This window comes from Roseovarius sp. (genome assembly GCF_027019125.1).
Taxonomy (GTDB): Bacteria; Pseudomonadota; Alphaproteobacteria; order Rhodobacterales; family Rhodobacteraceae; genus Roseovarius.
In genome coordinates, this window is record NZ_JALUXE010000027.1 from 648154 (window position 1) to 655480 (window position 7327).

Below are 7327 nucleotides of genomic sequence, written 5' to 3' on the forward strand. Positions count from 1 at the left end.
ATGATCGAGCTCTACGAATCCCAACGGGCGATGCGCAATATGCGCAAGGCGGCGATGCAGCGCGGGGTGGTCGCCGTGCTGGATGTGGGCACGTCCAAGATCGCTTGCCTGGTTTTGCGCTTTGACGGCACCGAGCGGCTGCATGAGGCCGAAGGCATTGGCCGGATGGCGGGGCAGGCCGGGTTCCGGGTGATTGGCGCGGCCACGACCCGTTCGCGCGGGGTGCGCTTTGGCGAGATCGACGCCATGGCCGAAACAGAGCGCGCTATCCGCACCGCCGTTCAAGCGGCGCAAAAGATGGCCAATATCCGGGTCGATCACGTCATTGCCTGTTTTTCGGGCGCGGGGCCACGCAGCTATGGGTTGGCAGGGCAGGTCGAGCTTGAGGGGCATACCGTCAGCGAACAGGACATCAGCCGGGTGCTGAGTGCCTGTGATGTGCCCGATGTCGGCGAGGGTCGAGAGGTGCTGCATGCACAGCCGGTAAATTTTGCGCTGGATCACCGCAGCGGCTTGATCGATCCGCGTGGCCAGATTGGGCAGGTGCTGGCGACCGACATGCACATGCTGACGGTCGATGGCGCGGCGATCCAGAATCTCGCCTATTGCGTCAAGAGATGTGATCTGGAACTCGCGGGCGTGGCCAGTTCTGCCTACGTGTCCGGCATTGCCGCCTTGGTCGAGGACGAACAGGAGCTGGGCGCGGCCTGTATTGATCTGGGCGGCGGCACCTCGGGCGTGTCGATCTTCATCAAGAAGCACATGATCTATGCCGACTCTGTGCGCATGGGCGGCGATCACGTGACCAATGACATCTCGATGGGGCTGCAGGTGCCACAGGCGACCGCAGAACGGATCAAGACATTTTACGGCGGTGTTGTCGCGACGGGCATGGACGACCGCGAAATGATCGAGATCGGCGGCGATACCGGCGATTTTGAGCATGACCGCCGCCGCGTGAGCCGTGCCGAGTTGATCGGCATCATGCGGCCGAGGGTCGAGGAAATTCTCGAAGAGGTGCGCGCGCGGCTGGATGCTGCCGGGTTCGATCATCTGCCCAGCCAACAGATCGTGTTGACCGGCGGCGGCAGCCAGATTCCCGGACTTGACGGGCTGGCGAGCAAGATTTTGGGACAGCAGGTGCGGCTTGGGCGGCCCCTGCGGGTGCATGGCCTGCCGCAGGCGGCCACCGGCGCCGGGTTTGCCAGTGCCGTGGGCATGTGCCTCTTTGCAGCCAACCCGCAGGACGAATGGTGGGATTTCGAGATTCCCGTTGATCGCTATCCGGCGCGGTCGCTCAAGCGGGCGATGAAATGGTTTCGGGACAACTGGTGATCGCAAGATATGGCGTCATCGGCGAAATCCCGCGAAAAAGAGCAGAAATAAGGCCATATTTAGTGGTCAAAACGTGTTTTTTAGGTGACGATTGGGCTAACCATCGGTAAGAATGGGTGCAATCAGGCGGAAAACAGCCCGCGAATGTGGGCATCAGGACAGGCGGACAAGCTATGACACTCAACCTCACTATGCCCGGACATGACGAGCTGAAGCCCCGTATCACCGTTTTCGGTGTGGGTGGGGCAGGTGGCAACGCCGTGAACAACATGATCGAGAAGCGTCTCGATGGTGTGGATTTCGTGGTGGCAAACACAGATGCGCAGGCCCTCAGCCAGAGCAACGCGGAAAGCCGTATCCAGCTGGGTGTCAAAGTGACCGAGGGTCTGGGGGCCGGGGCGCGGGCGTCTGTCGGGGCCGCCGCCGCCGAAGAGAGCATCGAGCAGATCGTTGACCACCTCGCGGGTGCGCATATGTGCTTTATCACCGCGGGCATGGGGGGCGGCACCGGAACAGGTGCAGCCCCGATCATCGCGCAGGCCGCGCGGGAACTGGGCGTGCTGACGGTTGGTGTTGTCACCAAGCCGTTCCAGTTCGAGGGCGCCAAGCGGATGCGTCAGGCAGAAGAGGGTGTCGAGGCGCTGCAAAAGATGGTCGACACGCTGATCATCATCCCCAACCAGAACCTGTTCCGTCTGGCGAATGAAAAGACGACCTTCACCGAAGCGTTCAGCATGGCCGACGACGTGCTCTATCAAGGCGTCAAGGGTGTGACCGATCTGATGGTGCGTCCCGGCCTGATCAACCTCGACTTTGCCGATGTGCGCGCCGTGATGGACGAGATGGGCAAAGCGATGATGGGCACCGGCGAGGATAGCGGCGAAGACCGCGCCATCCAGGCCGCAGAAAAGGCAATTGCCAACCCGCTCCTCGATGAAATCAGCCTGCGGGGTGCCAAAGGCGTGCTCATCAACATCACCGGCGGTCATGACCTCACGCTCTTTGAGTTGGACGAGGCCGCCAACCGCATCCGCGAAGAAGTGGACCCGGATGCCAATATCATTGTGGGCTCGACCCTCGATCCGTCAATGGAAGGCTCGATCCGCGTCAGCGTCGTGGCCACGGGCATCGACGTAAGCCAGGTGGCCGCCGATCTGCCGGTGCCGCGCCGGTCGATGGCACAGCCGCTCAAGCAGCAGGTGAGCGCCGAAACTGCCCCGGTGGCCAAGCCGGAACCCGCACCGGTCGCCGCCCGTGTGGCCGAGCCGGAGCCCTCGCTCTTTGCGGCGATGGAGACACAGCGTGCCGCCGCCGAAGATCAGATGGAAGACATCTTCGAAGAGGATGTCGCCGAAGACGATCTGCCCCCTCCTGCCTATCAGCCGCGCGTCGAAGAGTTCGCGCGCAACACCTATGACGACGAAGAGGAGCTGGACGCCTATGTCGCCCCGCGCGCCCCGGCCCCCGGCACTCCGTCGCCTGAGGCGCTCCAGCGGTTGCAGGCTGCTGTCGGTCGCGCCCCGGTGCAGCCGCAACAACGCCGGCCCGAACCCGAGGCGCGCGTCGCAGAAGAGCGCCCGCGCTTTGGCATCAACTCGCTGATCAACCGCATGACCGGCCATTCCGCCGAGACCGAGCGCGCGCAGCCCGCCGCCCGCCCCTCGCGGCAACAGCCGACGATGGGCAGCGCACAGCCGCAGCAAGCACCGGCGCGCGCCCATGACGAGGACGAGCAGATCGAGATCCCGGCATTCCTGCGGCGTCAGGCCAACTGACGGCCATCTTGAACCCAAAGAAAAAGCCGCCCCTTGAGGCGGCTTTTTTGTTGTCTTGCGCGGCGACGTCTGTGTTCACATCCGCAACAGGATCTTGCCGTGGTGTTCGCCTTTCTCCATCAGCCGATGCGCCTCTGCCGCCTCTGACATCGGCAGGACGCGGTGCGTCACGGGGCGCAGCTTTTCGCTGACAAAGAGAGGCCAGACAGTCTCGCGCAGGGCTTCGGCCACTTGCGTCTTGAAGCCTTCGGGGCGCGAGCGCAGGGTGGAGCCTGTATAGCTCAGGCGTTTGAGCATCACCGGCATGAGATCAATCTCGACCTTGGACCCCATGTTGAAGGCAAGCTGGATGATCCGCGCATCATGGCGCGCGGCCTTGATGTTGCGCGCGACGTAATCACCGCCGATGATGTCGAGGATGATGTCCGCTCCGCCTGCCTCGCGCGTGAGGGCCACAAAATCCTCGGAGCGAAAGTTGATGGCGCGGTCTGCGCCCAATGCCGTCACAAATTCTGCCGCCGCGTCATCGCCCACCGTGGTCAAGACGGTGAGGCCCATGGCCTTGCCCAGTTGGATGGCCGTCGAGCCGATGCCGCCCGCGCCACCGTGGACAAGGAAAACCCCGGCCTCGGGCAGGCTATGTCCCAGGAACACATTGCTCCACACCGTGAAGAAGGTCTCGGGCAGGCCTGCCGCCTCGACCTCGTCCACGCTTTGCGGAATTGGCAGGCAATGGCTGGCGTCGACCGCTACGAATTCCGCATATCCGCCGCCGTTGGTGAGCGCACAGATGCGGTCGCCGGGGTGCCATTGGCTGACATCCGCGCCACAGGCCACCACCTCGCCAGACACTTCAAGACCGAGCAGGTCCGAAGCGCCCTTGGGCGGAGGATAATGCCCGCGCCGTTGTACAAGGTCCGGGCCGTTCACACCGGCGGCGGTGACGCGGATCAGCACCTCGCCGGCGCCGCATTCGGGCAGGGGGCGGGTGCCCGGGATGAGCACTTCGGGGCCACCGGGGGCGCTCATTTCGATGACGCGCATGGTGTCGGGCAAGGCGGTCATCGTGCGGCCGCCTTTTGCGGGGCTTTGGCGGTCGCGCGCGCTACGGCAGCAACGACATCATCTGCATGGGCTGCAATTTCGACCCCGGCCGCACGCAGCCGGGCGATCTTGTCCTCCGCCGTGCCCCCGCCGAGCACGGAAAGCGTGCCTGCATGGCCCATACGCCGCCCGCGTGGCGCGTGACGACCAACCACAAGGGCCACGACCGGCTTGCCGTAATCGACGGAGTCGAGATAGGCGGCGGCTTCTTCCTCGCCGCGCCCGCCGATCTCACCGATCAGAACGACCGCCTCGGTCTCGGGATCGTCGCGGAACGCCTTGAGGCAGTCGACAAACCCCACGCCGTGCAGCGTGTCACCGCCAATGCCGACGGTGGTCGATTGCCCGAGCCCCGCCTTGCTGCATTGCGCCAGGATTTCCGAGGTGAGCGAGGCCGACCGCGAAGCGATGCCGATATGACCCGGCATGGCATTCACTGTTGGCATGACCCCGATCTTGCACTGACCAGGTGTCAGGATCCCTTGGGAGTTCGGGCCAATGAGCACGGTGTCGGTGCCCGCGAGTGCCTGCTTGACGCGGCTCATGTCGTGCTGTGGGACGCGCTCTGTCACGCAGACGACCAGACCGATCCCAGCCTCGATCGCCTCGATCATCGCCGGTCCGGCTTGCGGGGCGGGCACGATTACGAGGCTGGCATTCGCCTGTGTGCTCTCAGCCGCCTCGCGCACGGTGTTGAAGAGCGGCAGGCCGAGATGCCGCGCACCGCCCTTGCCGGGACGTACGCCGCCGACGCAAGTGGTTCCGTACCGTATCGCCTCGTCGGTGTAGAAGGTGCCAGAGCGACCGGTCATGCCCTGCACAATCAGCCGTGTTTCGGAATTGACAAAGATCGCCATCAGCGTGCCCTCCTCTGGCCTGCCAGCTCTACCACCCGCCCGACGGCTGCCGACAGCGTGTCGCAGCTCTCGACCGGAACCTTTCGTTCGCGCAGGATGCGGTGGCCCCAATCGGCATGCTTGCCAGAGATATAGGCAATCACCGGCAGCTTGCGCGTGGCCTTAGCATAGGCAAAGTTGACGCCCTCTGCCACCGTATCGGCAGACGTCATGCCGCCGCCGTGGATCGTGAGCAGGATTGCCGACACGCGGTCATCGGCCAAGAGGATCTCGACCCCGCGCGCCACATCCATACTGCTGGCGGTGGTGCGGATGTCCATGAAATTGGCAGGCTTGCCGCCTGAGTCCATGATCATGTCATTGGTCGCAAGACCAAGTCCCGCGCCATTCGCGATCACACCGATATTGCCGTCGAGCCGCACGAGATTGATATTGTGTTTCTGTGCCGCCAGCTCATCGGCCGGGGCGGGGCGATCTGCCACCATCGACGCGAATTCCGGGCGACGAAAGCTTGCGTTGGGATCAATCGCCACCTTGGCGTCCACCGCAATCCAGCGGCCATCGCCGGTCCGAGCAAACGGATTGATCTCGATCAGGGTCATATCGTTTTCGGTAAAGGCGTGGCGGGCGGCAAAGATTGCGTCGATGGCCGCACCCTGTGCCTCGGTGATGCCGACGCCAGTCAGAAAGGACGCGATTTGCGCGCGCGCGTCGGCGCTGTCGGGGGGCAGGGGACAGCTTTGGGCGGTGGTCTCGTCCATACGCGCCCGCTGTTCGAATTCCACCCCGCCTGCGCCCGAGGCCAGAAGCATCGGCTGCCCTGACTCGGGATCGAGGGCGATGGCGACAAAGCAGCTTTGGGCAATGTCGATGGCCGCCTCAACTTGCACAAGGGTCACAGTTTCACCGGCCGGGCCGGTTTGCTCGGTCACGAGCGTCGAGCCAAGCAAGCGGCGTGCTTCGTCTGCCACGGCCGAGGGGGTTGCGGCAAAGCGGATACCGCCCGCAAGGCCGCGCCCACCCGCGCCGATCTGCGCCTTGACCACATATTTGCGCGCGTCGATTTCCTTGCAGAGGCGTTGCGCCTCGTCCGGGCTGCGCGCGGGGCGTCCATCAGGTGCCAGCACGCCATATTGCGCGAGCAATTCCTTGGACTGGTATTCGGCGAGAAACATGGGGTGCGCCTCCTCTGTGCTTATGGTTCTTGGTATACCAGATACCAAATTAAGTCAACGCTACCCATGCCTGCCTCGGGACAGGCGAGGGGGTCGTGCCTCTGGATCTTGTCACCGCTTTGCGTCAGGTTCCAGACAAGGTCATTTCGCAATTTCCTGCAAGGCTAATTGTCCGACCGTGCCTTGCAAACTGTCAAAGCCGTGGCTTGCGCCTTTGACCAGAACATATGCGGCGGGCAACCCCCGCGCCTTTGCCGCATCGACGAATGCCTCTGAGAATTCGGGAAAAGTGTTCGTGTCCTTATCACCCACCACTGCAAGAATGCGCGTCCCGCGCGCGATGGACTGCACATGATCATGCGGCGAGATGCTGTTGTTCCACGGGCTTTTGCCACGCTTGGCCCGCCATGCGGGAATATTGCAGGGGCAGGATACGAGGATCACGCTGTCCAGGAGGCCCGGATACATCCCTGCGATCGCCCCAAGTTGCGCGGCACCGCCTGAATGGCCAATCCCGATCACCTTTGACGTTCCGACGCTCTTGGCGAGATTCTGAATCGTCTGGGCAACCAATGCATTGTTCTGCCGGGTGTAATGATCGCTGCGCCCATTGTTTGAGCCCGGTGATTTCTGACCTTTTTCGCCAGTGTATCCGGGCCGGACGAGTGCAAATACGCTTACATTCTTTCCTTGCTTGGCGATGTCTCGCGCCAAGTCATAATGGTAAGTGGCTGGCCCACCCTTGCTGACATCGCCGTGGACCACGACCACGAGGGCGCGGTTGCCCGCGCCGTACATCTGCCCGTTCAAAGGGCCGGGGGATTGGCCTGTCGCCATACTGGCGATGCCGATGAGAAATGTTACGGCAAGTGGCAACAATGAGAGCGGCAGCGGCATGGTGAATTCCCTTCACGTTATCCAGACGCTCTCATTGTTACTCGGCTTGTGTGGTTCAGCCAATCGCCTTGAGCACGGCTTCGCCGAGGCCAGCGGGGCTTTCGGCCACGGTGATGCCGGCGGATTTCATGGCCTCGATCTTGCTCTCGGCGTCGCCCTTGCCGCCCGCGACGATGGCGCCGGC

General features: G+C 63.4%; 6 protein-coding genes and 1 pseudogene. 2 read left to right on the forward strand and 5 right to left on the reverse strand.

What is annotated here, in order from left to right; genetic code table 11:
* Together ftsA and ftsZ are read left to right on the forward strand one after the other, a co-directional pair.
* Window positions 1-1335, forward strand: coding sequence for a cell division protein FtsA (gene ftsA, locus MVC20_RS11435; RefSeq protein WP_297541407.1), 1335 nt, complete (start codon window positions 1-3; stop codon window positions 1333-1335).
* 173 nt (window positions 1336-1508) lie between these two features.
* Entirely contained in the window at window positions 1509-3110 is a 1602-nt protein-coding gene (ftsZ, locus tag MVC20_RS11440; protein ID WP_297541409.1) for a cell division protein FtsZ, read from the forward strand.
* A gap of 75 nt (window positions 3111-3185) precedes the next feature.
* On the opposite strand, the gene MVC20_RS11445 is transcribed toward ftsZ, so the two are convergent.
* The 5 genes and pseudogenes from MVC20_RS11445 to MVC20_RS11465 all read right to left on the reverse strand — a co-directional run.
* The gene (locus MVC20_RS11445) at window positions 3186-4175 is read right to left on the reverse strand and encodes an NAD(P)H-quinone oxidoreductase (RefSeq protein ID WP_297541410.1); all 990 of its coding nucleotides are present in this window, start codon (window positions 4173-4175) and stop codon (window positions 3186-3188) included.
* The gene (sucD, locus tag MVC20_RS11450; RefSeq protein WP_297541412.1) at window positions 4172-5071 is read right to left on the reverse strand and encodes a succinate--CoA ligase subunit alpha; all 900 of its coding nucleotides are present in this window, start codon (window positions 5069-5071) and stop codon (window positions 4172-4174) included. Before sucD ends, MVC20_RS11445 begins: the two co-directional genes overlap by 4 nt.
* Complete coding sequence (locus tag MVC20_RS11455; protein ID WP_297541414.1) at window positions 5071-6246, reverse strand: ATP-grasp domain-containing protein; 1176 nt, start codon at window positions 6244-6246, stop codon at window positions 5071-5073. Before MVC20_RS11455 ends, sucD begins: the two co-directional genes overlap by 1 nt.
* Window positions 6247-6387: 141 nt before the next feature.
* Window positions 6388-7143, reverse strand: a complete 756-nt coding sequence (locus MVC20_RS11460; RefSeq protein ID WP_297541416.1) for an alpha/beta fold hydrolase — start codon at window positions 7141-7143, stop codon at window positions 6388-6390.
* A gap of 55 nt (window positions 7144-7198) precedes the next feature.
* A pseudogene (locus MVC20_RS11465) lies at window positions 7199-7327 on the reverse strand (succinate--CoA ligase subunit alpha); the annotation flags it as partial.

Excerpts from the sequence above, each read along its gene's own strand:
- ftsZ (WP_297541409.1), top strand. The coding sequence starts at position 1,509 with ATGACACTCAACCTCACTATGCCCGGACATGACGAGCTGAAGCCCCGT.
- ftsA (WP_297541407.1), top strand. The coding sequence starts at position 1 with ATGATCGAGCTCTACGAATCCCAACGGGCGATGCGCAATATGCGCAAG.
- MVC20_RS11460 (WP_297541416.1), bottom strand. The coding sequence starts at position 7,143 with ATGCCGCTGCCGCTCTCATTGTTGCCACTTGCCGTAACATTTCTCATC.
- sucD (WP_297541412.1), bottom strand. The coding sequence starts at position 5,071 with ATGGCGATCTTTGTCAATTCCGAAACACGGCTGATTGTGCAGGGCATG.
- MVC20_RS11445 (WP_297541410.1), bottom strand. The coding sequence starts at position 4,175 with ATGACCGCCTTGCCCGACACCATGCGCGTCATCGAAATGAGCGCCCCC.
- MVC20_RS11455 (WP_297541414.1), bottom strand. The coding sequence starts at position 6,246 with ATGTTTCTCGCCGAATACCAGTCCAAGGAATTGCTCGCGCAATATGGC.